Raw genomic sequence first — 26036 nt, 5'->3', positions numbered from 1 at the left:
CCGCCGGCGGCTGCCCCTCAAGTCAACCCGACGCGGCCGCTCAGCGGCGCGTCTTGATCCGCGTCCAGGACCGGGTACGCTCGCGCTCGGCCTTCTGGCTGATCTGGGTCACGGTGAACATCTTGGCCATCACGTCGGCCGGGGGGAAGATGGCCGGGTTCTTGGCCACTTCCGGGTCCATCAGCGGCCAGGAGGCCGGGACGGCGTTGGCATAGGCGACATAGTCGCTGATACCGGCCATGACCTTCGGTTCCAGCACATAGTTGATGAAGGCGCTGGCGGTTTCGACATTGGCGCCGGCCGGGATGGTGGCCACGTCGAACCAGACCTGCGCCCCTTCCTTGGGGATGGAATATTCGATGGTGAACTTCGCCTCGGCCTCGGCCGCACGGGCCGCGGCCTGGAACACGTCACCCGAATAGCCCACGGCCACGCAGGCATTGCCCGTCGCCAGCGGGTCGATGATGGACGGCGCGAAGGTCTTGATATAGGGGCGGATGGCCAGCATCGCCTCTTCCGCCTTCTTGGTGTCTTCCGAGCTTTCGGTATTGGGGTCAAGGCCGATCGCCTGGAACACCGACGGCATGACATCGGTCTGGCTGTCCAGGAAGACGATACCGCAGGCGGCCAGCTTCTTGGCGTTCTCCGGATTGAAGACCAGTTGCCAGCTATCGGTCGGGGCGTCGGGCAGCAGCTCCTTCACCTTCTCGACATTGTAGCCGATGCCGATGGTGCCCCATTGATAGATGACGCCATATTCATTGCCGGGGTCCGTCGACTGGACCAGCTTCATCAGGGCGGGATCGACATGCTTCAGATTGGGAATCAGGGCCTTGTTCAGCTTCTGGATGGCCCCGGCCTGGATCAGCTTGCGCATCGTCGGCTCGGCGGTCGGCACGGCCACGTCATAGCCGGAATTGCCGACCAGCAGCTTCGATTCCAGGGTTTCCAGATCGGTGAAGACGTCATACTGCGTGCGGATGCCGGTCGCCTTCGTGAAATCGTCCAGCGTCGTCTCGCCGATATAGTCGGCCCAGTTGTAGATGTTGACCTTCTTTTCCTGGGCCATGGCCGAATGGCCAAGGGCGACGGCGGCAACCATGCCGATGGCGCCAATCACCTGCTTCATCTTCATCAAGGACCCCCCAATCAGATCGGACGCCCCGCACCACACGGGGACCGCACCGGGATGACAGATGCCGCCTGCCAGCGGCACCCTGGACGCCACGCATTGCACATAGTGGTTGCCGCCTTGTCAATGAAGATGGATTTGCATTGCGGCATAAGGGGATGCAGCCCGCCGCCCGCTTGTGGCATAAGCATCACAGCCCGTTCCACAAACCAGCTTCACGGAAGCGGAGACCGCACCCTTGCGCCATGATCCCGCAGCCCCTTTCGGCTTTCACGCGCCCGGTACGCTGCCCCGCGCCCTTATCGGCTTCTGCCAGGCGCAGCCGTTGACGCCGATGGGCCGGCGGCTGGCCCTGTGGCTGCGGCGCGTGGCCATGCTGCTCCAGGGGCCGGTATTCGATGTAGCGGTCCGCGGCATCAATCTGCGCCTTTATCCCGACGATAATGTCGGGGAGCGCAAGTTCCTGTTCATGCCGCAATTTTTCGATCCGGCGGAAATGGCGCTTCTGGCCGACCGGTTGCCGCGTGACGGCACCTTTGTCGATATCGGCGCCAATGTCGGGCTTTATACTCTGAATGCGGCTCGCCTGCTGGGGCCGGCCGGCCGCATCCTGGCCATCGAACCGGGGCCGGAGGCGGCGCGGCGGCTGCGCTTCAACCTGTCCATCAACCGGACCGACGCCGCCATCACCCATGTCGATTGCGCGATCGGGGCGGAGGAAGGGGTGCTGGGCCTTTATCTGGACAATTCCAACCTGGGGGGCTCGTCCCTGGTCCGCGACCATGGCGGGGCCAGCACGCCCGTTCGGGTGCGCCCGTTGCTGGACGTGCTGGGGGGGGCCGGGGTCACCGGCATCGACGTTCTGAAGATCGACATTGAAGGGGCGGAGGACAAGGCCCTGCTGCCCTTCTTCGCGGCGGCCCCGGAAAGCCTGTGGCCGCGTGTCATCATCATCGAGCGTTCGCAGGAAAGCTGGGGCGGCGACCTTCTCGGCCGGCTGAAGGCGGCGGGTTACCGCGCCTTCGGGGACAGCCGCATGAACTGGCTGTTCGAGCGGGGGTGATCACCCCCGCGCGCGCATCAGGCGGGCCTTGTCGCGCTGCCAGTCGCGTTCCTTCTCCGTCTCGCGCTTGTCGCCCTTCTTCTTGCCCTTGGCGATGCCGATCTCGACCTTGGCCTTGCCACGGTCGTTGAAATAGATGGACATGGGCACCAGGGTCATGCCCTGGCGGGCGATGGCGTTCAACATGCGCTCCAACTCGCGCTTGCGGACCAGCAGCTTGCGCGGGCGCTTCGGGTCATGCTGCAGCCAGGCGCCGGCCTGCCCGTATTCGGGGATGTAGGAATTGATCAGGAACAGCTCGCCCCCGACATCGCCGGCATAGCTTTCCAGGATGGAAGCCTTGCCGCCCCGCAATGATTTGACCTCCGTGCCGGTCAGCATGATGCCGGCCTCGATCGTATCCTCGATGAAGTAGTCGAAGCGGGCCCGGCGGTTCTGTGCCGCCATTTTGCGCTCGGGCGCGTTGTTCGCCATTGCCGGTGTGATCCGATCCCAAAAGAAAACGTCCCCCCTGTTATGGGGGGACGTTCCGTGGAGTTCAATGAAGTCAGTTGATCAGGCCGGCCTTGCGCATCGCATCCTCCACGACGGCACGCCCCTCGGCAGAGCAGGGGACCAGCGGCAGGCGCACGTCCGGGGTGGACTTGCCGAGCAGACTGGCGGCGTATTTCACCGGGGCGGGGCTGGTCTCCACGAACATGGCATGGTGCAGTGGCATCAGCAGGTCGCGGATGCGGGCCATCTCCGTCATGTTGCCGGTGGCCCAGGCATTCTGCATCTGCGCGCACAGGGCCGGCGCCACATTCGCCGTAACGGAGATGCAGCCCACGCCACCCTGGGCCAGGAAGGCCGCTGCCGTGCCATCCTCACCCGAAAGCTGGCAGAAATCGGGGCCGATCTCCACCCGCGTGCGCAGGGGGCGGACCAGATCGGCAGTCGCATCCTTCACGCCGACAATGTTCGGCAGCTTGGCCAGCCGTGCCATGGTCGCAACGCTCATGTCGATGACGCTGCGGCCGGGAATATTGTAGATGATGATCGGCAGGTCGACAGCATCGTGGATGGCCTTGTAATGTTGATAAAGGCCTTCCTGCGACGGCTTATTGTAATAAGGTGTCACGATCAGGGCGGCGTCGGCGCCGATCTGCTTGGCATGGCGGGTGAGGGCGATGGCCTCTTCCGTCGAATTGGAACCGGTACCGGCGATGACGGGGACGCGGCCATTGGCCACCTCCACCGCCAGGGAGATGACGATACGATGTTCTTCATGCGAAAGGGTGGGCGACTCGCCGGTCGTCCCGACCGGAACAACCCCGTGCGTCCCCTGTTTGATCTGCCAGTCCACAAAGTCCTGGAAGGCGGGCTCATCCACCTTCCCGTCGCGAAAAGGCGTGATCAATGCGACGATGGAACCCTTGAACATGGCGGGACACTCCGGTCAGAACCAATGAAGGCGCGAACATTAATCAGCCCCAATCCCCGAAACAAGCTGGCAGGCCGTGCCCTGGCGGCGATGCTGCTTTGCCTTGGGATCGGGCTCGGGGCGCCCGGCATGGCATGGGCGATCAGCTCTTCCGACATTGCCATCTACAAGCAGGCTTTCAGCGCCGCCGATCGCGGCCGGCTGGAGGAGGCGCACCATGCGGCGCGGCGTGCCAAGGAGGCGTTGCCGGCGCAGGTGCTGCTCTGGATCGACCTGACGCGGCCCAATACCGATGCCAGTTGGGAGGCGCTGGTGGCCTTCATGGCCCGTCATCCGGACTGGCCGAACCAGGCGGCCCTGCGGCGCAATGCCGAGGCCCGGATGCCGGCAACCCTTTCCTCTCCGGATGTCAGGGCGTGGTTTGAGCGTAATGCGCCCCTGACCCATGCCGGATTCGATCGCTACATCGTGGCGCTGATGGAGACGAAGGCGTCGGACAAGGCCATCGCGCTGGTCCGTGACCGCTATGTCAATGGCTCCTTCGGCGCGGTGGAGGAACGGGATTTCCGCGGCCGGTATGTCAGCCTGCTGCGCCCGGAAGACCATGTGGCCCGGCTGGATCGCCTTTTGTGGGCTGGCCGGACCGACGAGGCGCGGCGGGTCATGCCGCTGGTCAGTGGTGGTCAGCGGTCCCTCGCGGAAGCACGGATCGCGCTGGCCGCCATGTCGCCCGGCGTGGATGGTGCTGTCCGGCGCGTGCCGGCGGTCCTGGCCGGCGATGCCGCCCTGGCTTATGAACGCACGCGCTGGCGCCGGCGCAAGGATATGGATGACGGCGCACTGGAGCTGCTGGCCGTCAAGCGCCCGGCGGAGGAACAGCGCACGGCGGAATGGTGGGTGGAGCGCCATATCCTGGCCCGCCGCCTGATGGAGCAAGGCAAGTTCAAGCGGGCCTATGATGTCGTGGCGGCCCACGCGGCCAAGGATGGGCTGGCGTTCGCGCAGGCGGAATTTCTGGCCGGATGGCTGGCGCTGCGCCGCCTGGACAAGCCGGAAGCCGCCTTGAAGCATTTCGAGGCGCTGTTCCGGGGGACCAGTTCACCGCTCAGCAAGTCGCGCGGCGCCTATTGGGCCGGCCGTGCGCTGGCGGAGATGGGGGACAGGCAGCGTTCCACCCAATGGTTCCAGACGGCGACCAGCTATGGCGGCACTTTCTATGGGTTGCTGGCATCGGACCATCTGGACCTTCCTGCCGGCAGCACCCTGCCCGCACAACCGGAAGTCACCGATGATCACCGCAAGGCGTTCGAGCGTCAGGAGATGGTGCGCGTCGTGGAACTGCTGACCCGTATCGAGGGGGCGGACAGTGATCGTGTGGCCCTGTTCCTGCGTAAATTGACCGTGGATGCCCGGACCGGTGAGAATTACCGGCTGATCGGCGATCTGGCCAACCGTATCAAGCGGCCCGATCTGGCCGTCATCACCTCGCGCGCGGCCTGGCAGGATGGTTTCGTGCTGGCGGGGGAGGGGTTCCCGCTGCTGCCCGGCAAGCCCCCCTCCCGGCCGGAGGCGGCGCTGATCCACGGCATCATACGGCAGGAGAGCAATTTCAAGACAGATGCCGTCAGTTCGGCCGGCGCCCGCGGCCTGATGCAGGTCATGCCCGCCACGGCGGGCGGTGTCGCTAAGCAGCAGGGGCTTAAGCGGCATACCGCCGACCGGCTGCTGACCGATCCAAGGCACAATGTCGAGATCGGCTCCATCTATCTGGCGGACATGATCGACCGTTTCGGCGGTTCTTATGTCCTGGCCATCGCGGCCTACAATGCCGGGCCCGGCCGGGTGAATGGCTGGCTGAGGGCCTTCGGCGACCCGCGGGGGAATGGCGTGGACGTCATCGACTGGATCGAAACCATGCCGATCTACGAGACGCGCAACTATGTACAGCGCGTTCTGGAAAACATACATCTGTACCGTGCGCGCCTTGGCGGTACGCCCAGCCGTATGACGACAGACCTGGATAGGGGAGCTTCTACCAACGGCTGAGCACGAAAGTGCTAATCCCTATTTTCGCACGCAAAAAGCCGGGTGACGGGTGATGATATCCCGTCGTTTCATCTTGTCGCCCGGAGTGCTCCGATGCCGGATTTCACTGTCGATGCCCATATTCGTCAGGCCGCGTTTGTCCATGCCCGTTTATTGGACAGGCTGATCAACGATACGGAAGCGGAATTATCCCAGCCCCATCATTGCTTCGTCCATGAAAGTTTACGGGAATGGCTGATGGTTTTGCGGGCGGAACGACAGACCTACGGTGAAATCGCCGCCATCATGCTTCCCGACCAGATCGGAAACGCGGCTTAGGGCGGTTTGTTCCCGGCATACCTGTGACATTTTCGGGGTAGCTCGATTCCTTGCCGAAAGGCGGGGCGTTGAGCGATTCGGCGTCGTTGACATCCTGGGCCCTTACGGCAATAAGGATGGAGAAATCCCCAGGGCGCGATGGTTCGGGCGACCGGAGCCAAAAAAGGAAACGCAAAAAAGCGTTTTTAAACTCCCAGTAGTAATAATTGTCGCGCAACCCCTTATTTCTCTTTGGGGGTGGCCAGAAACGCACCAAATTTTATCTTATTTTGCGTTAATCTTTAGCTAAGCCTGTTTCGCTTTTTGGGATATGGCATACAAGTTATGGACAGTCTCAATGAAACTGCTAATATTGCCATACGATGGCATGAAGCAGTGCGTGGTTGAGGTTGTGACAGTCGGCGGGACGCAGTGCAGGCTGACCGTTGATTTGACCAGCAAGCGGAAATGTCCGATTGTTCTGCATAGGAATGTTAGGGATTTGCCCTGTTTTCGGGCTGATGGCTTGAAAGAGCATGGGCGTAAGAATGCGCAGAGGGGGCAATAGGGTTCTATGCCGAGACGAAGCAAAAACGCAGCCGTTGCTGCGCTGGAGACAGTGATCGAGAATCACGTGGCTGGCCGTATCAGGCTTCGTCGCGGCCTTTTAGGGATGAGTCAGTCTGATCTGGCAAAGGCGCTGGGTATTACTTTCCAGCAAGTCCAGAAATACGAACGGGGTTCCAATAGGGTTTCCGTTGGAAAGCTGTACCGTTTGGCGGATATTCTCGACGTTCCGCTGACTTTCTTCTTCGATGGCCTGGACGTGCCCGACATGCGCCGGCCGCCGGAAAGCTTCGCGGCCACGGCTGAGGGATCGTCCCCCATCCTGTCCCGTCGCGAACTGGACCTGTTGCGCGCCTGGAAATCCGCACCGGAAGAGGTGGCGGACGCTGTCGGATCCCTGCTGCGGGCCGTTTCTCCCAATGCCGGCTATGACGAGGAGGGGGGGGCCGCCGCCGCCGCAAACCGTCAATATACGGCCACCCCGGAGGAAAGTCCTGCCACGCCGATGGCGATGGAAGCGCCGCGCCGGCGCGGGCCGGTTCCGGGGACGAAACGGCAGCCGAAGGCCGCTGCCGCCCCAAGCGCGGCCAGCAATGCCAATCGCCGTCGCCGTGGTGCCGTTTGGGACCCTGCCGATATCCGCGACTACAATGAAGGCGAAAAGGATTGATCCTTTTCCGTCCTGCTGTTTCCCGGCCCCGGCGATGATGTCATCGCCGGGGCTTTTTTTATCACCTAGGAAACAAGGTGATGAGCCCCCTCATACCTTATCCTATTTTGCGGTGACCAGAACCTATTGGTTCTGGTCACCGCCCTCAATTGCCGGCGCCACCATTCGTTGGCGCGGGCGACGCCGCACGAGCGGCGCGTTGAGCGCCCGCGCGTCCACGCGCGCGCAAGCCCAGCCGCCGGATGGCGGCGCCCGGCGCATGAGGGATGCATTGATCAGGGCCATAGGGTCTGATCAATGCAGATACGGATAAGTGTCAGAATAGTATAAAGCATCGAAGTAAAATGAAAATTTCCTGACAGGCGCTAAGGACGAAAGGACAGCCAAACATTGTAGCTGTCATGGTAACCGTCGATGTCGACAACCTTTCCGGGAGAGACCGGGAAGGGGGCGGGCGGCAGGAAGAAACCCGGCTGCCAGCCGCTGGCCGGGCTGTCCACGAAGGGGCTGTTTTCGAAAAGGATACCTTTGCCGAAATCCAGCCAGACCCATTGGGCCAAGGCCACGCAGTGGCCGATGGCGTTCGCTGTCAGGCTGAAGCGGACCTGCTCGCAAAGCGGCACCGGTCCGGCCGTGAAATCAAAGCTGAACGGATCGATGGCGGAAGACAGGGCCACGGGCTGTACGGTGCGCGCATCATAGCGCACGGTACGCGGGTAAAGCCGGTTGAAGGGGGTCAGGTCGAAACCGTTGGTCGGCCCGGTGAACAGATGCCGTTCCAGAATATCACCGCCAGCCAGGGCACACCGCACGCCGCCGCGTTCCGGCAGGATGCGGGCATCCGGCCGGAGCAGGCGGGCGCGAGCGTCCGCCACGGCCGGGATGATCCGCTCGGACAGGAAATCGCTGGCCACGATCTCTGACAGCAATATGTCGGCCCGGCGCGGCAACACGTCACCCACCTGCAGGGCTGTCGACAGGGTGTTGACCACCGTGACCCGGTCGGACAGGCCGTTGGCGGCAATGACGGCACGGGCCGTTTCCGCGATCCAGGGCACAGCCTCGCAGGTTACGACGGTGGCGCCGGCCCGGGCTGCCATCATGGCCAGCAGGCCGGAACCGGTGCCGATCTCCAGCACCAGATCGCCCGGCCGGACCTGTGCCTTGATGGCGGCTTCGTAGGCATCATTGCGGGGGGCATCATTCACCATGGGCACGTGCCAGATGGGCAGCATGCGGGTCCGCAGCTTTGATTGCAGCAATTGCGCTTCGACAAAATCGGGGTTCAGCGCCAGCGACCTGTCCACGGCGGCTACTGCCTTCTCCAACTGGTCCAGCTCGCGATAGGCGGCAGCCAAGTTGAAAAGACCGACATGGTCGTCGGGCTCCGCCGCCACGGCCTTCTCGAACGCCTTGGCGGCAGCCTCCATCCGGCCCAGCTTCTGCCAGCAAAGCCCGATATTGAACAGCAGGCCACGGAAATCGCCACCGGCCTTGTCCGCCTTCTCAAAGGCACGCAGGGCGTCATCCCACTGTTCCTGTGCCTTCAGCACAATGCCCAGGTTCCAGTTCACAGGCCCCAGCCCCGGCCGCGCCTTGTCGATCTTGCGGTAAAGGGCCGCAGCCTCGGCCCACCGGCCTTCATTCTGATGGGCGACGGCATCGGCAAACAGGCGATTGATGTCCATGGTCTTGGCTTTGATCCATAAGGGCTTTCGCCATCTTTGCCTGCCTGGCCGCCATCAATCAAGTTCGCGCTTGGCCCTGTCGCCGTTCCCGTTATGGTAGGGGCTGGCGCCCGAACGGCAAACAGCAAGGACAGGAACATGGCAGACCCGTTGCCCGATAGTCACCCCACCGTGAAGCGGCGGCGCAGCCAGTTGCTGAACCACCTGCTGGCCTATCTCCTGGCCGCGGTGGTGCTTGTGCCGCTCAACTTCATGCTGACGCCGGACCGGGTCTGGTTCTTCTATCCGCTGGTGGCCTGGATGGCTCCGCTAGCGCTGCACACGGCCTATGCCATGGGGCTGTTCGACCGGCCGTCCGGCGCCTGAACCGGGTTTGACTGGCGGATGGGACCGGTTGTCAGGCGCGCGCCGCCAGCCAGGCCCTGGCCAGGGCGACGAAGCCGGCCACGCTGATTTCCTCCGCCCTGGCCGTCGGGGCGATACCGACGGACAGCAGCAGCGGTTCCGGCTCCCGGATCACCGATTTCAGGCTGGCACGCAGCATCTTGCGCCGCTGGCCGAAGGCGGCACCCACCAGCGCTTCCATGCTGGCGAAGTCGGGATCATCGGCCGGGCGTTCGCGCGGGGTCAGGTGGACCACGGCGCTGTCGACCTTGGGCGGCGGCGTGAAGGCGCGGGCCGGCAGATCGTACAGCGTGCGGCATTCCGCCAGCCACTGGGCCATGACGGACAGCCGGCCATAGGCGTCGGTGCGCACGCCGGCCACGATGCGGTCCGCGACCTCCTTCTGGAACATCAGGGTCAGCGACCGGTATTCCCCGATCCGCCGAAGCCAGCCGATCAGCAGTGGCGTGCCGACATTGTAGGGCAGGTTGGACACCACGGCGCGCGGCCCCGGGACCAGATCCACAGGGTCCACGGTCAGCGCGTCGGCTTCCACCAGCCGCAGCCGGCCGGCAGAGGCGGCAACGACATCGGCCAGGGCAGCGGCGAAGCGCGGATCGCGTTCCACCGCCGTGACGCTGGCAGCGGAGCTTTCGACCAGGGCGCGGGTCAGCCCGCCGGGTCCGGGCCCCACCTCCACCACATGCACGCCCGTGAAATCACCCGCCTCGCGCACGATGCGCCGGGTGACGTTCAGGTCCAGCAGAAAATGCTGGCCGAACGCCTTCTTGGCGGCCAGATCATGGGTGGCGATCACCTCGCGCAGGGGGGGCAGATGGGACAGGTCGCGTCCGTCGGTCATGTCGATCCATTTTCGCGCCGGCGGGCGGCAATGCGGCTGGCCGCATGCAGGGCGGCGATCAGGCTGGAGGCGCTGGCCTGTCCCGTTCCGGCCAGCGACAGCGCCGTGCCATGGTCGGGAGAGGTGCGCACGAAGGGAAGGCCCAGGGTTATATTGACGCCCGTGTCGAAATCCAGCGTCTTCAACGGGATCAATCCCTGGTCGTGATACATGCAGACCACCGCATCGTACCGTGCCCGCGCGCCGGCATGGAACAGCGTATCGGCGGGGAAGGGACCGGTGGCGTCGATGCCCGCGGCCTGCAGGGCGGCAACGGCCGGGGCGATGATCTCGATTTCCTCCCGCCCCATGGCGCCATCCTCGCCGGCATGGGGGTTGAGCGCCGCCACGGCCAGTCGTGGCCGGGTGATGCCGAAATCATCCGTCAGGGCGGCGGCCGTGACGCGGGCGACATGCAGGATGGCATCCGCCGTCAGGCAGGCCGGCACATCCTTCACGGCGACATGGATGGTGGCCAGCACGACGCGCAGGCCGCCGCCTTCCAGCAGCATCACCGTGCCATCGTCAGGCAGACCCGCCAGATGCGCCAGATATTCGGTGTGGCCCGGCCAGCGGAAGCCGCAGGCGTAAAGCGCGCTTTTCTGGATGGGGTTGGTCACCACACCCGCCAGCGCGCCGCGGCGGGCCAGGGCGACAGCATGGTCGATGGACTGGATCACCGCGGGGCCGTTGGCCGGGTCCGGCCGGCCCTGCGTGACGGGGGCGGTCAGTTCCACGGGCAGCAGCGGAAGGCTGTGCGCGAAAAGGCCGTTAGCCGTGTCGAGATCACCTTCCGTGACGATGCGAAGCGGCACGTCCAGGCCCAGTCGCGCCGCAAGGACCGCGATCCGGGCCGGATCATCCAGCAGCACGAAGGGCGGAACCTGCGCCGTTTCCCGCTGAGTCCAGGCCTTCAGGGCAATGTCGCCGCCGATGCCCGCCGGCTCCCCCATCGTCAGACCCAGCGGTGCCGCCATCATGGCCGCCCCCCGGATCACATGCGGGTTTCGATCGTGGCCTGACGGCGCAGGTCGCGCAGATAACGACGCTGCTGCAGGTCCATGCGCTCCTGGAACAGGGCGGAGCGCACCTGATCGGCCGGGGGCAGGCTGCCCTCGGGCACGACACGGTCGCAGACCATCAGCAGCATGGCGCCGCGATCGGTCATCAATGGCGCCGTCGCCTGGCCCACACCCAGCGAACCGACCAATGCCGCGATCTGCTCGGGAACGTCACCAAGCCGGCTCAAGGGCTGGCTGAAGACCTGGGCGCCCGGCACGGCCTGCGTGGCCTGTTCCAGCGCCTCGCAGCCGCGGGCCTGCTCGCTCACCTGCTTGGCGGCTTCGAACGCGGCGTTCTGCTGGCTTTCATCGGCGAAGGGGACGACGAACTGGCTGATGGCCACCTGGATGTTCTTCGGATCGCCGGCCGCGACGATGCGCTGTTCACGCAGCCACAGGATATGATAGCCGGCGGCCCCGCGGATGGGCCGTGAGAACTGGCCGGGCGTCATCTGCTGCAGCGCGCGGTCCAGGTTCTCTTCCAACTGTCCCTGCTGGATCCAGCCCAGGTCGCCGCCCTGTGCGGCGCCGGCCGACTGGGAGAACTGGGCCGCCACGGCGGAGAAATTGGCGCCACGGCCGATCTGTTCGACCAGCCGCTCGCCAAGGCGCTGAACCTCGGCCTCGTTCGTATTGGTGTCGACGGCCAGGAAGATTTCCGCGACATGGTATTCCGGCTTGCCGGCATTGGCGCGGATACGCTCGATAAAGGCATTGACCTCGCTGTCGGGCACGTTGACCTGCTGGCGCACGACGCGCTGCACCACCTTGCCCCAGGCGATCTGCGCCAGCATCTGCTGTCGCATGGTGGTCCAGGGCACGCCTGCCTGTTCCAGGGCGCTGCGCAACTGCTCCAGATCCATCCGGTTGCGGTTGGCCGCCGCTTCGAGGTCGTCCGTCAACTCATCCTCGGTGACGGTCAGGTTGCGCTCCCGCGCTTCCTGGATCTGCAGCGCCTCGTCCGTCAGCAGGCGCAGAACCTGCGGCAGCAGGCGCTGGCGGGTCTCCGGATTGTCCGGCAATCCGGACGAGACGATGGCGAGCTGCAGGCGCCCCTCGACGTCGGCGACGGTGATCGGCTCCTCATTGACCACGGCGGCGATACGGCTCAACGGGACCTGCGCCCCCTGCGCGGCCTGCGCCCAGGCGGCAGAGGGGCCAGCCAGAACAGCGAAGGTGAGGGCGGTGGCCATCAGCAGGGCCGGACGCGCTATGCTTTTCATGGTCGATCGGATCACTGTCTCGGTCATTGCAGGGGGTCTTATAGAGGCTTGCACGGGCAAAGGCAAAATCTACCGGTGTTTCAACCATCCTCCGTATGCAGCAGTGCCGCCATGGACAGCAGCGCCGTCACGCCCGCCGGCCCCCAGGCGGCCAGCAGCACGGGCACGGCACCCGAAAGTCCCAGCGCCACGATGACATCCTTCAGGATGAACAGCACCAGCGCGCTGATGATGCCGCCGGTGACCAGGGTCAGCGTACCGCCGCCGCGCATCTGCCGCAGCGAAAAGGCGGCGGCCAGCAGCACCATGGCGGCATAGAAGGCGGGTTGCGCCAGCAGCGTGTGCCAATAAAGCCGGTGGCGCACGCTGGACAGGCCCGTCTTCTCCAGCGTGTCGATGAAGCCGGGCAGGGCCCAGAAGGACAAGGTGTCGGGCGGGGCGAAACTGTCCTGGATGCGCTGTTCGGTCAGTTCGGTGGGCAGGCGGTAGCGGGCCAGGAACCTGGCCGGTTCGCCGGGCTTGTTGTACCAGACCTCGGTCAGGTCCCAGTGACCGGGTGTCAGCACGGCCGAGGCCGCATCCATCCGCGCCGACAGCCGGTTGGCCGGCGTGGAGAGCAGAACCGTCACCTGCCGCATCTCAACCGTGCCGGGCACCACCGAATTGGCATGGATGCGATAGGCCCCCTCTTCGGTCAGTTGGGTCAGCCACAGACCCGACCGTCCGACCACGAAGGAGGATGTCTGACCCCGAAGATACCGGTTCTCCATGCGTTCGAACCGGGTCAGCATGGCAGCAAAGATGGGGTTGAGCACCATGATCAGCACCAGGCCGATGATGATGGCCCAGGCCAGCACAGGGAAGGTGAACTGCCAGACGCTGATGCCGCTGGCCCGCGCCACGACGAGTTCCTGCGTCCGCGTCAGCCGCCAGAACGTGTACATGGCACCGAACAGCACGACGAAGGGGAAGACCTCCTGCCCGATCTCCGGCAGTTTCAGCAGCCCCATGGTCACGATCACGTCGAAGCCCGCTTCCGGCCGGTTGGCGGCGCGGCGCAGCAGTTCCACCGTATCCAGAAGATAGACGAGCGCCAGCAGCGACGCCAGGCCGGCCCCGAACCAGAGCAGGAACTGCCGGCCGATATAGCCGGAAAGCGTGGAGGTCAGGCGCAAATTCTCATCCTCCCGGCGAGGGGGCGGGTGTGTGTGCCGTGGCTCTTGGCCTTCCCTGGCCCGGGCGTAGCAGCAGCCAGAGACCGATGGGAAGCGGGGCCAGCACCGCCAGATACAACAGTGCCGTCAGCGCCGGCACCTTGCCGATCAGGTTGACGATTCCCAGCACGGCGGCCTGAAGCACCAGTCCTCCCACGGCGGCGATCGTGATGCGACGGGTCTGGCCGCGGCGAGAGAATTCGCCCGGCAACAGCGCCGCCAGCGCAATCACGGCGAAGGACAGGGCCAGCAAAGGCGAGGCCAGACGGTTGTGCAACTCCGCCCGGATGCGGCCGCTGAACCGCTGGTCGGTCGCATCGTTGCGCGGGGTCCACAGTTCCGCCATGGTCCGCTCGCGCGGCTCCGTCCACCGGGCCGGCAATTCGCGGCGCAGGGTCAGCAGGTCGATGGCATAACGCTCGAACTCCAGCCACTCGGTCTTGCCCGTGGCGGCGGTATATTTGCTCTGCGTGCCGTCATTGACCAGGACCCGGGGCACGCCGTCGCTGTCGGTCAGCGTGCCGCTGGCGGCGACCACCGTCGTGGTCACCCCTTCCTGCCGCTGATCATGGATCAGGATGTCCTGCAAGGTGCCGTCCGGCAGCCGGTCGCGGACATAGATGGTCAGGTCGTCGCCCATCTCGTTGAACGTGCCCTCGCGCAGCAGGGCGACCGACATGTCGGACCGCACCGACTGGCGCAGGGATATAAGCTCGCGCTGGGCCGCCGGGCCCAGATACATGGACAGCAGGTAGCAGAGCAGGGAAACGATGGCCGCCAGCAGCAGCACGGGCCGCGCCAGGGCCACCGGGCCCAGGCCGGCGGCACGCATCACCACCAGCTCGCTCTCCTGCGTCAGCTTGTTATAGGTGAACAGCACGGCGGCCAGCACGCCGAAGGGCAGGACGAGCGACAGGAAGGTGGGCAGCGACAGGACCGCCAGATGCAGGAAGACACCGAAACCCGCCCCGCCATCGACGACCAGTTCGACCAGGCGCAGCGATTGGGTCAGCCAGATGGCGGCCGACAGCGCCACCGTCACCACCAGCGTGGCGACGACCAGATTGCGGAAAAGGTATCGGTTGATCTGGTTCATCTTATCCAAAAAGACCGGTCACAGGGCCGGTCCCAAGCCGGAGCATACCCGATGACGGGTAAAATAGCCCGTAACGGGTGATTGCGTCCTGATCGTGGCGGGCCGACGGTTTTTGGCCCAGCCCAACCTTGACATGGGTCCGAGGCTGTTCTTTATCGACTCCCTGCCATGCACACAACCGCCGGCGCCCACCGGGTGCCGGATGCACAAAAAGAGAGACCCGGAATGAAGATCGCCTTCGCCTCGCCCGGCCTGCCCAAATCGGGCATCCTGGCTGTCACCGTTGCCGCCGACCGCGCCCTGGGTGCCCTGGGCGGGGAGATTGACCAGAAGTCCGGTGGCTTCCTGACCCGCGCCATGGCGCAGGGCCGCTTCAGCGGCAAGGCGGAGGAGGTGCTGAATCTGGTAGCCCCGCCGGGTCTGGATGTGGCGCGCCTGCTGCTGGTGGGAATCGGTGCCGCGGGCGAGTTCGGCGCCAATACCGCCAACGGCGCCGGTGCTGCATCCTATGCCGCCGTGCAGAATGCCGGGGAGGCCGATCTGGCCGTGGTGCTGGACAGCCATGATGGTCTGGCCGGCGATGCCGGCGAGATGGCGGCCGAACTGGCCTTCGGTGCTGTCCTGCGTTCCTACCGCTTCGACAAGTACCGCACGACGCTGACCGACGACAAGAAGCCGTCGGTCAAGAAGCTGACCGTGCAGACCGGCGCGGCCAAGGCCGCCAAGAAGGTGTGGGAAAAGCTGGAGAAGGTGGCCGAGGGTATCTTCGTGACGCGCGACGTCGTGTCCGAGCCGCCCAACACCATCTATCCGGAGACGCTGGCCGACCGCTGCGTGGAATTGTCCAAGCTGGGCCTTGAGGTCGAGGTCCTGGACGAGAAGAAGATGAAAAAGCTGGGCATGGGCGCGCTTCTGGGCGTGGGCCAGGGCTCGGTCAAGCCGCCGCGACTGGTGGTGATGACATGGAATGGCGGGGCCAAGGATGCCGCGCCCGTCGCCTTCGTGGGCAAGGGCATCACCTTCGACACGGGCGGCATCTCCATCAAGCCCGCTGCCAATATGGATGACATGAAGTGGGATATGGGCGGTTCCGGCACCGTCATCGGCCTGATGGCCGTGCTGGCCGGCCGCAAGGCCAAGGTCAACGCCGTGGGCGTCGTGGCCCTGGCCGAGAACATGCCGGATGGCAATGCCCAGCGCCCCGGCGATGTCGTTTCCACCATGTCGGGCCAGACGATCGAGGTGTTGAACACCGACGCCGAGGGCCGGCTGGTGCTGGCCGATGCCCTCTGGTACACGCAAGACCAGTTCAAGCCCCAGTTCATGGTCGATCTGGCCACCCTGACCGGTGCCGTCATCGTCAGCCTGGGCAACGAGCATGCGGGCCTGTTCTCCAACGATGACGCGCTGTCGGCCAAGCTGGTGGAAGCTGGTCTGGCCACGGGTGAGAAGCTGTGGCGTCTGCCCCTGTCGCCCGCCTATGACAAGGATATCGACAGCGATGTGGCCGATATGAAGAATATCGGCCGCCCCATGAATGCCGGTTCCATCATCGGGGCGCAGTTCCTGCAGCGCTTCGTGAACAAGGTCCCCTGGGCGCATCTGGACATTGCCGGCACGGCCTGGTCCCGCGCCGACAAGGGGATGGTGCCGAAGGGGGCCACGGCCTTCGGCGTGCGCCTGCTGGATAAGCTGGTCGCCACCCATTACGAGGGGTAAAATCCCCCGATTAGGGGCGGCCGGGGATGACAAACATCCCCGGCCGCCCTATTTCATGCATGAAGAATGATACGGAGTCGGCCCCCATGCGTCGTTTGTCGATCGCCCTCGTCCTGGCCCTGCTGACAGCCCCGGTGCTGGGTATGGCCGCTTCGCCGGCGGCCCATGCGCAGACGCGGGCGCCCAACAGTTCCATGAGCAATGTTCTGCCCGACGAGCCCGACGGCTGGCAGATGAGCGAGATCAGGCCGGCCAAGGGCGCATTGCCCATGTATTCGGCCGCGACCGCGGAGGCCAGCTACAAGCGTGGACCCGTGGAGGTCGTGGTGGGTGCGGCGCGCAGCCCGACCCTGTTCAAGGCTGTGTCCGGGTCCATCAAGGTGCCGGCCACCCTGCCGCCCAATGGCACGGTGGAGGTGGTGAACGGCTACAGGGCCATCATCACGCGCTTTCCGGAGGCCAAGGTTCCCCTTTACCAGATTCAGATCCCCGTGGGGGCCGATGGCATCATCATGCTGACGACGCGCACCGGCACGGTCGACCATCTGCTGGAACTGGCGCAGGAACTGAATTTCTCTCCCTTCCCGCTGCGCTGATTTGCGGCGCCGGGGGTGAGGATGACTGAACTGCGCTTCTACCACCTGACCCGGCGCACGTTGGAGCAGGTGCTGCCCGGTCTTCTGGAAAAGTCGCTGGAGCGGGGCTGGCGCGTGCTTGTCCGCACGGACAGCGACGAGCGCGCGCAGGCGCTGAGCCAGCATCTCTGGACCTTTCGGCCGGACAGTTTCCTGCCGCATGGCACCCCGGCCGATGGCCATCCCGAACATCAGCCCATATTGGTCCAGGCCGTCGACAGCCGGCCCAACGGGGCGAATGTGCTGTTCCTGACCGATGGCGCGGACAGCATGGCCAAGCAGGAATATGACCTGGTCTGCGACCTGTTCGACGGCAACGATCCCGATGCGGTCGCCGCGGCGCGGGACCGCTGGCGCCAGGCCAAGGCCGATGGGCACGACCTGACATACTGGCAGCAGTCGGAGCGCGGAGGCTGGGAAAAGAAGGCGTGAACGCACGGCGCCACCGCTTGACGATATCGATACCCTCCCCGGCAAATCAGGCTCTTGCGCGTCGTCCCGCCGCACCCCACTCTAAAGCCTGTCCGTTGCCGGAGTGTCCGCCCCTTGCCGTCCGTCCTGTCAGACCGCGTCCGTTCGATTGCCGACTGGCTGCTGCTGGAAGGCAACACGCTTTACGATATCGACCTGCTGTTCACGCAGTTGGTGGACCGGGTGGAGCGGGCCGGCATCCCGATCGGCCGTGTTTCCCTGAACCTGGAATTGCTGCATCCGGAAGTGGTGGGGGAAGGGCGGGTCTGGCTGCATGGCCAGACGACGGGTTTCCACCGGTTGAACCGGGTGGACACCGACATGGGGGAATATCTGCAAAGCCCTGTGCGCCGGGTCGATGACACGGGCCAGCCGTTCCGCGTCGATCTGCTGCGGCAGGATGCGGACATGCCGCTTCTGGCACGGCTGCGGCGTGAAGGTTACCTCGATTATTACATCGTCCCCATCCAGGTGCAGGACCGGCACCGTTCCGCCGCCATGTCGTTCGCGGCGCGCCTGCGGCCGTTCAACGAAGAGGATATCCGCGACCTGGGGCATGTCGTGGCACTCGTCTCCCCCATCCTGGAAGCACGTGTGATCCGCAATCTGGCCCGCGACCTGCTGGCCACCTATCTGGGGCAGGGGGCGGGCGACCGGGTCTATGCCGGTCAGATTTCCCGCGGCGATGCCGACAGCATCTTCGCGGCGATCCTGTTCTGCGACCTGCGCAATTTCACGCGCTTCACGGCCGACAACCTGTCCTCGGCGGTGGTGGAACGGCTGAACCACTGGTTCGACCTGGCCGTAGACGCGGTGGAGGCGCATGGCGGTGAAGTGTTGAAATTCATGGGGGATGGCATGCTGGCCATCTTCCCGGCCGACATGCTGAACCCGCGGGAGGCGTGCGGCCATGCGCTGGCGGCCGCGGCCACCCTGCATCTTGCCGTGTCTGACTGGAACATGCGCTGCCCGCCGGGGCAGCTTCCCATCGATTACGGGTTGTCGCTGCATCTGGGCCATGTGGCCTTCGGCAATATCGGCGGCCGGCGCCGGCTGGACTTCACGGTCGTGGGTCCCGCGGTCAACCTGGCCAGCCGCCTGCTGGACGTGGCCAAGGCCCTGGACAGCCATTTCGTAGTGTCCACGGCGTTCGCGGGCTGTTCGGGCCGGCCCATGCGCTCGCTGGGGGTGCATCCTGTCCGCGGCCTGGATCAGCCGGAAGAGATTTTCGTGCCCTGTTGACTTCCGTCATGCTATCGCTGGCCCGCCTTTCATACCGTTGCGTCCGATCCCGCCCATGACCATCGCCGTCCGTTTCGCGCCCAGCCCTACGGGGCACCTCCATATCGGCAATATCCGCACGGCCATCGTGAACTGGCTGTTCGCGGCCCGGCATGGTGGCAGCTTCATGTTCCGTCTGGATGACACGGACGAGGAGCGGTCCACCCAGGCCTTCGCGGACGCCATCGCGGAGGATCTGGTCTGGCTGGGCCTTACCTGGGACCGCCAGGCCCGGGAGTCCGACCGTTATGCGCGCTATGCGGCGGCGGCGGCGGCGTTGAAGGCGGCCGGCCGGCTCTATCCCTGCTACGAGACGCCGGAGGAACTGGCCCTGAAGCGCAAGGCGCTGCTGGCCCGGCACCGGCCACCCATCTATGACCGGGCCGCATTGGCACTGGGTGATGCGGACCGTGCCCGGCTGGAGGCGGCGGGCCGCCGCCCGCATTGGCGCTTCAAGCTGGCGCACGCCGATATCGCCTGGGACGATCTGGTGCAGGGGCCCAAGCATTTCCGCGGCGCGGACCTGTCCGACCCCGTGCTGATCCGCGAGGATGGGCGGCCGCTCTATACGCTGACCTCGGTTGTCGATGATCTGGATTTCGCCATCACCCATGTCGTGCGGGGGGAGGACCATGTCACCAACACGGCCGTGCAGGTGCAGCTTTTCCAGGCCCTGATGGGGATCGAGGGGCAGGGTGCGGTGCCCGCCTTTGCCCATCTGCCCCTGATCGCCGGATCGGAGGGGGAGGGGCTTTCCAAACGGCTGGGCTCGCTTTCCGTCCGTTCCCTGCGGGAGGAAGAGGGGGTGGAGGCCATGGCGCTCAACGCCTATCTGGCGCGGCTGGGCACGGCCGATCCCATTGCCGCCGCCGCATCCCTGGGGGAACTGGCGGCAGGGTTCGATTTCGGGAAATTCGGGCGCGGCACACCGAAATTCGATGCCGACGAACTGATGCGCCTCAACGCCCAGGTGCTGCACGCCGCCCCCTTCGATGCCGTGGCCGATCGCCTGGCCGCCATGGGAATGGCGGGGGTGGAGGAGGCGTTCTGGCTGGCCGTCCGTCCCAACCTGTCACGCCTGTCCGACGCCCGCGAATGGTGGGCGGTGACGCGCGAACCCGTCACGCCGCTGGTCGATGATGCCGCCTTCCTGGCTGGGGCCGCGGCGTTGTTGCCCGCCACGCCGTGGGACGAGACGACCTGGGGCGTGTGGACCAAGGCCGTCTCGGCGGCCACGGGGGCGAAGGGCAAGGCCCTGTTCCTGCCGCTGCGCCGTGCGCTGACCGCCCGCGACCATGGGCCGGAATTGAAGACCCTGCTGCCCCTGATCGGCCGCGACCGCGTCCTGGCCCGGCTTGCGGGCGAGGTGGCGTGATGCGGGGGCGGCCCCCGCTCCACGGGGATGTCATCCGTGTCTGGCGGGGTCGTCTGGATGGGCGATGTCGCCAGCAAGCCGTCGTTCTTCCCCGCCGCGCCTGATATTATCGTCGTCTGACGCATCAAAGCACCCGGAAAGCCTGCTTCCATGACCCTGTCGTTCTACAATACGCTTCTGCGCGCCAAGGAACCCTTTGCGCCGATCGACCCGGATCATGTGAAGCTCTATGTCTGCGGGCCCACGGTCTATGATTATGCCCATATCGGCAATGCCCGTACCTTCAGCGCCTTCGACCTGCTGGCCCGCCTGCTGAAGCATCTGTATCCGCGCGTCACCTATGCCCGCAACATCACCGATGTGGATGACAAGATCATCGAGCGGTCGCACCAGTCCGGGGAGCCGATCGACAGCGTCACCTCCCGTACCACGGCGCAGTTCCATGCGGACATGGATGATCTGGGCCTGCTGCGCCCCGATATCGAACCGCGGGCCACGCGCCATATCGGCGACATGGTGGCGATGATCGGCACGCTGATCGACAAGGGCTATGCCTATGCCGCACAGGGGCATGTGCTGTTCAATGTGCCGGCCATGGCGGATTACGGCCAGTTGTCCCGCCGCAGCCAGGATGAACTGATTGCCGGCGCGCGGGTGGAGGTTGCCCCCTACAAGCAGTCGCCCGCTGATTTCGTGCTGTGGAAGCCGGCCAAGCCCGGCGAGCCCGGCTGGGATAGCCCCTGGGGCACGGGCCGCCCCGGCTGGCATATCGAATGCTCTGCCATGACGGCGGCGCATCTGGGGCAGGTGTTCGACATCCATGGCGGCGGCCTGGACCTGATCTTCCCGCACCATGAGAACGAGATCGCGCAGAGCCGCTGCGCCCATGGCACGGCCGTGATGGCAAATGTCTGGATGCATTCCGGCTTCCTGACCATCGCCGGCGACAAGATGTCGAAATCGCTGGGGAATTTCTACACGGTGCGCGAGCTGCTGGACGAAGCGCCGGGCGAGGCGCTGCGTCTGGCCATCCTGTCGGCCCATTACCGCCAGCCGCTGGATTTCAGCAAGGACAAGGTGGCGCAGGCCCGTGCCACGCTGGACCGCTGGTATGGCGTGCTGCGCGCGGCCGGGGCCGTGCCGGCGGTGCGGGTGCCGGCCGACCTGCTGGCGGCCCTGACCGACGATTTGAACACGCCACTGGCCATCAGCGTCCTGCATGAACTGGCCAACGCCTATCACAAGGCCGCTGATGATGCCGCCCGCACCGCCGCCGCCGCGTCCCTGAAGGCCGCCGCCGGCCTGATGGGCTTCCTGCAGCAGCAGCCCGAGGCCTGGTTCCGCTGGCAACCCGCCGGTGCCGCCGGGGGGCTGGACGCCGCCGCCATCGAACAGGCCATCGCCGACCGACTGGCCGCTCGCAAGGCCAGGAACTTCACCGAAGCCGACCGCATCCGCAACGACCTGGCCGCCCAGGGGGTGATCCTGGAAGACGGGCCGAAGGGCACGACCTGGAAGCGGGGGTGACGGGCGGGGGCGTTCATTACGCCAGGAAGGTCGCCATATCGTTTCGTACAGGACATGGCGCCCCATTGATGCACAATAGGAATCCAGTTGCCCATAGTGCCCGAAGGGAGCGCTTATCCCAGCTTGCGATGAGTTCTACTCATCGCAAGCTGGTCTAACGGTGCGACCTTCACCCGCAAGAACGCGCCATGCTGGGCGCACAACGAAAAACGGCGCCAGGGGAAAAACGGCGCCAGGGTATACCCTGGCGCCGTCCGCGTTACATTCGTTCCAGATGGAAGAGCAGAGCTGATACGATGGGTCATGCGCCATGACCCATCGTATGTGCCTGGTCTCTCACGCGCCGGGCGCCGCCATCCGGCGGTTTTGGCTCACGCGGGCACGTACCCGCGCGCCGGCCGTCACTGGCCTTCAAGGGTCATGGCGCATGACCCCTGATATTACACTCGTTCCTTCGCCGCCTTCACGATGGCCTCGGCCGTGATGCCGAAATGCTTGTACAGTTCCTGATAGGGCGCGCTTTCGCCGAAGCCAGGCATGCCGATGAATACGCCCTTTTCGCCCAGCCAGCGGTCCCAGCCGAAGCGGACCATGGCTTCCACTCCGATGCGCAAGCCGTCGCCCAGCACGGCCTTCTGATAGGCCTCGGGCTGTTCGGCGAACAGTTCCCAGGACGGCATGGAAACCAGCGCCGTCGGAATGCCGTCGGCTTCCAGCTTCTCCCGCGCCTCGTTGGCGATCTCCACTTCCGAACCGGTGGCCAGCAGCGTCACCTTGCGGGGGCCGGACGCCTCGCGCAGGACATAGGCGCCCCTGGCGGACAGGTTCTCGTCCGTATGGTCGATGCGCAGGGTGGCCAGGTTCTGGCGGGTCAGCGCCAGGACGCTGGGCCGCGTCTTGGCATCCAGTGCGATTTCCCAGGCCTCTGCCGCTTCCACGGCGTCGGCCGGGCGCAGAACCAGCAGGTTGGGGATGCAGCGCAGCGCCGGGACATGTTCCACGGGCTGGTGGGTCGGACCATCCTCGCCCAGGCCGATGCTGTCATGGGTCATGACATGGATGACCCGCTGCTTCATCAGCGCCCCCAGGCGGATGGCCGGGCGGTTATAGTCGGAAAAGGCCAGGAAGGTGCCCGAATAGGGGATGACGCCGCCATGCAGGGCCATGCCGTTCATGATGGCGGCCATGCCATGCTCGCGCACGCCGTAATGGACATAGCGGCCGGCCCAGTCATTCTTCTGCACGGCCTTGGCCACGACCTTGACGCGGGTATTGTTGGACCCGGTCAGGTCGGCGGAGCCGCCCATCATTTCTGGTACCAGCGGGACGATGACATCCAGCGTATTGCCCGACGACTGGCGGGTTGCGATCTTCGGCCTGGTCTCCGATACGGCCTTCTTGTGGGCATGCAGGGCGGCGCGCGCCTCGGCCGAGAGGTCACCGGCGATGGCGGCCTTGAAGGCCAGTCGGTTCTCGGATCGGGCCAGACGCTTCACCCAGGCATCGACCGTGGGATGGCCGCGGTCGCCATAGGCGCGCCAGGCATTCAGGATGGCGTCCGGCACCTCGAAGGCGGGATAGGGCCAGTTGAGCGCCTTGCGCGTGCCCTCGATCTCGGCGGCGCCCAGGGGGCTGCCATGGCTGCCGGCGGTGTTGGCCTTGGTGGGGGCGCCATAGCCGATCGTGGTGCGGCAGGCGATCAGCGACGGCTTGTCGGTTGTCCTTGCGGCCTCGATGGCCTTGGCCACGGCGACGGGGTCATGCCCGTCCACGGCGCTGACATCCCAGTTATAGGCACGGAAGCGGGCCTGCACATCCTCGGTGAAGGACAGGTCGGTCGATCCGTCGATGCTGATCTTGTTGTCGTCCCACAGCACGATCAGCTTGGACAGGCCCAGATGGCCGGCAAGCGAGCAGGCCTCGTGGCTGATGCCTTCCTGCAGGTCGCCGTCGGAGGCGATGACATAGGTATTGTGATCGACCAGATCATCGCCGAAGCGGGCATTCAGGATACGCTCTGCCATGGCGAAGCCGACGGCGGTGGAGATGCCCTGGCCCAGGGGGCCGGTCGTCATCTCGATCCCGCGCGCCATGCCATATTCGGGGTGGCCGGCGGTGCGGGCACCCATCTGGCGGAAGCGCTTGATCTCGTCCAGCGTGATGTCCTCGTATCCGGTCAGGTACATCAGGCTGTACTGCAGCATGGAACCATGGCCGGCCGACAGGATGAACCGGTCGCGGTCGGCCCAGTCGGGACGCTTGGGATCGAACTTCAGGAACTGCGTGAACAGCACGGTCGCGACGTCGGCCATGCCCATCGGCATGCCGGGATGCCCGGACTTGGCGGCTTCCACCGCGTCCATGGACAAGGCACGGATGGCGTTGGCGAGATCGGCGTGGGAGACGCCAGCGGTCAGATCGGACGACATTGCGCGAAGGGCCTTTCATGCGGGGCGCCGGCCTTGGGCTTTGCGGCCGGACATTGCTCGTAGAAGCGCTGCACCTTGGGTCCCATGCGGAAAAGGCCGGTCGCCCCGGTCCGGCGCCGGTCCCCCCCGTGATGGTGGCCGCAAATTGGCCAAATCCGGCGGGGGGGTCAAGCGACAGGCCCGCATGGCGGGCACCCGGCGGCGGCGCATCGGACCCGCACCGATTCCTGGCTGTTTTTGCGGTGCGAATATTGACGGCGGGGGAGGGGGGACCCTACTGTCTGTCGTCTCGTGCCGGCAACGGTGCCGACGGCCCGTTCATCCGCCCACCGAAGAGCCCTTACCTTGGACAGTCTGACCGCCGCCTTGGAGCGTCTGGATACGGCCATCAGCCTGTTGGACCGTGCCTTGACACGCCGGCTGGAGAAGCTGGACGCCTCGGCAGGGGGGCAGGACTGGATGGCGGAAAGGATGCGGCTGGAGGCTGAACTGGCCGCGGCCCGCCATGGCGAACGTCAGGCACAGGAACAGGCCCGTGTCATGAAGGTCCGTCTGGACGCGGCCATTTCGCGCCTTCAGGGCGTTCTTGAGGAAGGTTGATTGATGCGTCGCGTGGATTTCACCCTGAATGGCCGCAGCCATTCGCTGAACTGCGAGGAAGGCCAGGAACAGCGCCTGCTGGAACTGGCCGCCTATGTCGACGCCCGCATGCAGGAACTGACGGGCGGGGCCGCGGGCCACGAGGTGCAGAACCTTATCGCCACCTGCATCGTGCTGGCGGACGAGTTGATGGAGACGCGCGCCCAGGTCAAGGCGCTGCGTGGCGGCCATGTGCCGGCCCCGGCCGCCCCTGCCGCAGCTGATGAGACAAAGATGGCGACGGCTGTCGATACATTGGCAAAGCGCATCGAAGACATTGCAGCGCGGCTTGAACGCGCCTAAATAAGTGTCTGGAAGCTGGCTGCCTGGTGCGTCAGGTCGCTTTATCCCCGGGGCCGATAATCATTCCTCGAGGGGGCTGTCCCTGCCGGTGCCGTGGTGCCGGTATATGGCTCCCACCTGCTTGTGCAGGTCACGAGGGATAGCAACACCAACGGCCAAGGCGGCCATCTTCCGCCCGCTTTTCCCCTGAACCGCAGCAGGGTCGACCCATGTCCGACAGGGATGCCGGTCCCGTGGCGCCCGACGCCATGGCGCAGGCCAAGCAGGCCGCCCGGATCACGGCGCGTGCGGCGCGTGCGCAATGCCACGAACGGATCGGCCCCGCGGCGGCGCCTGCCATCACCACCCATCTGCTGTCCCTGCTGCCCGCCATCGCCCCGCACGGCCATCCGCTGGTCATCGCCGGCTATTGGCCGAAGGGGGACGAGGTGGATGTGGGGCCAGCCCTGTCGGCCCTGGGTGCAGCCGGTCATGCCACGGCCCTGCCCGTTGTCACCGGGCGTGCCTGGCCGTTGATCTTCCGTTTGTGGCGGCCGGGACATCCGCTGGTGCCCGGCGCCTTCCGCGTCATGGAACCCATGTCAGAGGCGCCGGTGGCACAGCCCGACATCGTGCTGGTCCCCATGCTGGCTTTTGACGATCGCGGCTATCGCCTGGGCTATGGCGGCGGTTTCTATGACCGGACGCTGGAAGTGCTGCGGGCCGAGGCGCCGACGGTTGCCGTGGGCATCGCCTATGCCGGACAAAAGCTGGAAAGCCTGCCGGTTGACGCTTACGATCAGCGGCTGGACTGGATCGTGACCGAGGTGGGCGTCAACCGCCCGGCCTGACGGCTTGTCATCCGGATATTCATGGGCCTGGCGGCAACCCGGCCCGCGCTTTGGGGATCACA

24 protein-coding genes and 1 other RNA gene are annotated in these 26036 nt (G+C 65.5%); 15 read left to right on the top strand and 10 right to left on the bottom strand.

Going from position 1 to position 26036, the window contains the following annotated elements:
* Nucleotides 1–40: 40 nt before the first annotated feature.
* On the bottom strand, nt 41–1135 hold the full coding sequence (locus ACM9LZ_RS13515; RefSeq protein ID WP_416620001.1) for an extracellular solute-binding protein: 1095 nt from the start codon (nt 1133–1135) through the stop codon (nt 41–43).
* Between the two features lie 235 nt (nt 1136–1370).
* Between ACM9LZ_RS13515 and ACM9LZ_RS13510 the strand changes: the two genes are divergently transcribed.
* A complete protein-coding gene (locus tag ACM9LZ_RS13510) occupies nt 1371–2195 on the top strand; it encodes an FkbM family methyltransferase (protein ID WP_416620000.1) in 825 nt (274 codons plus the stop codon).
* On the opposite strand, the gene smpB is transcribed toward ACM9LZ_RS13510, so the two are convergent.
* Both smpB and dapA read right to left on the bottom strand, forming a co-directional pair.
* Entirely contained in the window at nt 2196–2669 is a 474-nt protein-coding gene (gene smpB / locus ACM9LZ_RS13505; protein WP_416619999.1) for an SsrA-binding protein SmpB, read from the bottom strand.
* A gap of 73 nt (nt 2670–2742) precedes the next feature.
* Nucleotides 2743–3618: a 4-hydroxy-tetrahydrodipicolinate synthase gene (gene dapA / locus ACM9LZ_RS13500; protein WP_416619998.1), complete on the bottom strand. Its 876-nt coding sequence runs from the start codon at nt 3616–3618 to the stop codon at nt 2743–2745.
* A 129-nt stretch (nt 3619–3747) separates the two neighbouring features.
* Here dapA and ACM9LZ_RS13495 point away from each other — a divergent pair, with 129 nt between their 5' ends.
* The 3 genes from ACM9LZ_RS13495 to ACM9LZ_RS13485 all read left to right on the top strand — a co-directional run bounded on the left by ACM9LZ_RS13495 (nt 3748) and on the right by ACM9LZ_RS13485 (nt 7198).
* On the top strand, nt 3748–5664 hold the full coding sequence (locus ACM9LZ_RS13495; RefSeq protein ID WP_416619997.1) for a lytic transglycosylase domain-containing protein: 1917 nt from the start codon (nt 3748–3750) through the stop codon (nt 5662–5664).
* A gap of 93 nt (nt 5665–5757) precedes the next feature.
* Nucleotides 5758–5982 (top strand): hypothetical protein, encoded by a 225-nt coding sequence (locus ACM9LZ_RS13490; protein WP_416619996.1) that lies wholly within the window; start codon nt 5758–5760, stop codon nt 5980–5982.
* Between the two features lie 553 nt (nt 5983–6535).
* Nucleotides 6536–7198 carry a helix-turn-helix domain-containing protein gene (locus tag ACM9LZ_RS13485; RefSeq protein WP_416619995.1) on the top strand — a complete coding sequence of 221 codons (663 nt, stop codon included), beginning with the start codon at nt 6536–6538 and terminating at the stop codon, nt 7196–7198.
* Nucleotides 7199–7563: 365 nt separating this feature from the next.
* Here ACM9LZ_RS13485 and ACM9LZ_RS13480 read toward each other — a convergent pair whose 3' ends face one another.
* Nucleotides 7564–8886, bottom strand: a complete 1323-nt coding sequence (locus ACM9LZ_RS13480; RefSeq protein WP_416619994.1) for a tetratricopeptide repeat protein — start codon at nt 8884–8886, stop codon at nt 7564–7566.
* A 138-nt stretch (nt 8887–9024) separates the two neighbouring features.
* On the opposite strand from ACM9LZ_RS13480, the gene ACM9LZ_RS13475 reads away from it, so the two are divergent.
* Nucleotides 9025–9252, top strand: coding sequence for a 2TM domain-containing protein (locus tag ACM9LZ_RS13475; RefSeq protein WP_416619993.1), 228 nt, complete (start codon nt 9025–9027; stop codon nt 9250–9252).
* A gap of 31 nt (nt 9253–9283) precedes the next feature.
* On the opposite strand, the gene rsmA is transcribed toward ACM9LZ_RS13475, so the two are convergent.
* Genes rsmA through lptF form a run of 5 tightly spaced genes read right to left on the bottom strand, consistent with a single transcriptional unit; the run spans nt 9284 to nt 14765 of the window.
* Entirely contained in the window at nt 9284–10132 is an 849-nt protein-coding gene (rsmA, locus tag ACM9LZ_RS13470) for a 16S rRNA (adenine(1518)-N(6)/adenine(1519)-N(6))-dimethyltransferase RsmA (RefSeq protein WP_416619992.1), read from the bottom strand.
* Nucleotides 10129–11148, bottom strand: coding sequence for a 4-hydroxythreonine-4-phosphate dehydrogenase PdxA (gene pdxA, locus ACM9LZ_RS13465; RefSeq protein ID WP_416620032.1), 1020 nt, complete (start codon nt 11146–11148; stop codon nt 10129–10131). The genes rsmA and pdxA overlap by 4 nt, the downstream gene beginning before the upstream one ends.
* 17 nt (nt 11149–11165) lie before the next feature.
* On the bottom strand, nt 11166–12482 hold the full coding sequence (locus tag ACM9LZ_RS13460; protein ID WP_416619991.1) for a peptidylprolyl isomerase: 1317 nt from the start codon (nt 12480–12482) through the stop codon (nt 11166–11168).
* Nucleotides 12483–12535: 53 nt separating this feature from the next.
* Nucleotides 12536–13630 (bottom strand): LPS export ABC transporter permease LptG, encoded by a 1095-nt coding sequence (gene lptG / locus ACM9LZ_RS13455; protein WP_416619990.1) that lies wholly within the window; start codon nt 13628–13630, stop codon nt 12536–12538.
* A 4-nt stretch (nt 13631–13634) separates the two neighbouring features.
* Nucleotides 13635–14765, bottom strand: coding sequence for an LPS export ABC transporter permease LptF (gene lptF / locus ACM9LZ_RS13450; protein WP_416619989.1), 1131 nt, complete (start codon nt 14763–14765; stop codon nt 13635–13637).
* A 225-nt stretch (nt 14766–14990) separates the two neighbouring features.
* Here lptF and ACM9LZ_RS13445 point away from each other — a divergent pair, with 225 nt between their 5' ends.
* The 6 genes from ACM9LZ_RS13445 to cysS all read left to right on the top strand — a co-directional run bounded on the left by ACM9LZ_RS13445 (nt 14991) and on the right by cysS (nt 21773).
* Nucleotides 14991–16484: a leucyl aminopeptidase gene (locus ACM9LZ_RS13445; RefSeq protein WP_416619988.1), complete on the top strand. Its 1494-nt coding sequence runs from the start codon at nt 14991–14993 to the stop codon at nt 16482–16484.
* An 86-nt stretch (nt 16485–16570) separates the two neighbouring features.
* Nucleotides 16571–17080 carry a hypothetical protein gene (locus ACM9LZ_RS13440; RefSeq protein WP_416619987.1) on the top strand — a complete coding sequence of 170 codons (510 nt, stop codon included), beginning with the start codon at nt 16571–16573 and terminating at the stop codon, nt 17078–17080.
* A gap of 21 nt (nt 17081–17101) precedes the next feature.
* Nucleotides 17102–17551: a DNA polymerase III subunit chi gene (locus tag ACM9LZ_RS13435; RefSeq protein ID WP_416619986.1), complete on the top strand. Its 450-nt coding sequence runs from the start codon at nt 17102–17104 to the stop codon at nt 17549–17551.
* A gap of 114 nt (nt 17552–17665) precedes the next feature.
* Nucleotides 17666–18832, top strand: a complete 1167-nt coding sequence (locus ACM9LZ_RS13430) for an adenylate/guanylate cyclase domain-containing protein (RefSeq protein WP_416619985.1) — start codon at nt 17666–17668, stop codon at nt 18830–18832.
* A gap of 55 nt (nt 18833–18887) precedes the next feature.
* The gene (locus ACM9LZ_RS13425; protein WP_416619984.1) at nt 18888–20246 is read left to right on the top strand and encodes a glutamate--tRNA ligase; all 1359 of its coding nucleotides are present in this window, start codon (nt 18888–18890) and stop codon (nt 20244–20246) included.
* Between the two features lie 150 nt (nt 20247–20396).
* On the top strand, nt 20397–21773 hold the full coding sequence (gene cysS / locus ACM9LZ_RS13420; RefSeq protein ID WP_416619983.1) for a cysteine--tRNA ligase: 1377 nt from the start codon (nt 20397–20399) through the stop codon (nt 21771–21773).
* Between the two features lie 440 nt (nt 21774–22213).
* Here the strand turns inward: cysS and tkt are convergent, their stop codons facing one another.
* Nucleotides 22214–24202 carry a transketolase gene (tkt, locus tag ACM9LZ_RS13415; RefSeq protein ID WP_416619982.1) on the bottom strand — a complete coding sequence of 663 codons (1989 nt, stop codon included), beginning with the start codon at nt 24200–24202 and terminating at the stop codon, nt 22214–22216.
* Between the two features lie 345 nt (nt 24203–24547).
* Between tkt and ACM9LZ_RS13410 the strand changes: the two genes are divergently transcribed.
* The 4 genes from ACM9LZ_RS13410 to ACM9LZ_RS13395 all read left to right on the top strand — a co-directional run bounded on the left by ACM9LZ_RS13410 (nt 24548) and on the right by ACM9LZ_RS13395 (nt 25974).
* Nucleotides 24548–24802 (top strand): DUF4164 family protein, encoded by a 255-nt coding sequence (locus ACM9LZ_RS13410; RefSeq protein ID WP_416619981.1) that lies wholly within the window; start codon nt 24548–24550, stop codon nt 24800–24802.
* Nucleotides 24803–24805: 3 nt separating this feature from the next.
* Nucleotides 24806–25144: a cell division protein ZapA gene (locus tag ACM9LZ_RS13405; RefSeq protein ID WP_416619980.1), complete on the top strand. Its 339-nt coding sequence runs from the start codon at nt 24806–24808 to the stop codon at nt 25142–25144.
* Nucleotides 25145–25157: 13 nt separating this feature from the next.
* A non-coding RNA gene (gene ssrS / locus ACM9LZ_RS13400) (6S RNA) lies at nt 25158–25315 on the top strand.
* Nucleotides 25316–25353: 38 nt separating this feature from the next.
* Complete coding sequence (locus tag ACM9LZ_RS13395) at nt 25354–25974, top strand: 5-formyltetrahydrofolate cyclo-ligase (RefSeq protein WP_416619979.1); 621 nt, start codon at nt 25354–25356, stop codon at nt 25972–25974.
* Nucleotides 25975–26036: the final 62 nt, after the last annotated feature.

It is taken from the genome of Niveispirillum fermenti (assembly GCF_048066175.1).
In the GTDB taxonomy this organism is placed as follows: domain Bacteria; phylum Pseudomonadota; class Alphaproteobacteria; order Azospirillales; family Azospirillaceae; genus Niveispirillum; species Niveispirillum fermenti.
Note: the sequence above shows the minus strand (reverse complement) of the source record. Positions and strands in the feature narration are given on the sequence as shown.